The organism is Paraburkholderia sp. SIMBA_027 (assembly GCF_046535315.1).
In the GTDB taxonomy this organism is placed as follows: Bacteria; Pseudomonadota; Gammaproteobacteria; order Burkholderiales; family Burkholderiaceae; genus Paraburkholderia; species Paraburkholderia tropica.
In genome coordinates this window covers 1-336 of the sequence record NZ_JAWRWY010000241.1, presented here as the reverse complement: position 1 = coordinate 336, position 336 = coordinate 1, and the positions used below count along the sequence as shown (strand labels likewise).

The window sequence follows — 336 nt, the reverse complement described above, 5'->3', positions numbered from 1 at the left end:
TTGATGTCGCTGCCGAAGCTCGTGTTTCCGGGCGGCGCGCTCGTCGGCGACGACGCGGGCTTTTTGAACGCGGCGCGTATCAAGGGCAGTCACGCGGCGATCAAGACCGGCATGCTCGCGGCGGAAGCGGCGTTCGACGCGGTGCAGGCCGTTCGCACGAGCGATGAACTCACGGCGTATCCGGAAGCGTTCAAGCAGTCGTGGCTCTACACGGAACTGTACAAGGCGCGCAATTTCAAGCATTGGATGAGCAAGGGTTTGTACCTCGGCACGCTGATGGTCGGGCTCGAGCAGAAGCTGATGGGCGGCAATGTGCCGTGGACGCTGCATCATCAG

At 62.5% G+C, this 336-nt stretch carries 1 protein-coding gene; it reads left to right on the top strand.

Features of this window, described 5'->3' with window-relative positions; all coding sequences use genetic code 11:
• Positions 1-336: NAD(P)/FAD-dependent oxidoreductase (locus tag SB764_RS38945; RefSeq protein ID WP_410866604.1), on the top strand; the 336-nt coding region annotated here is incomplete at both ends.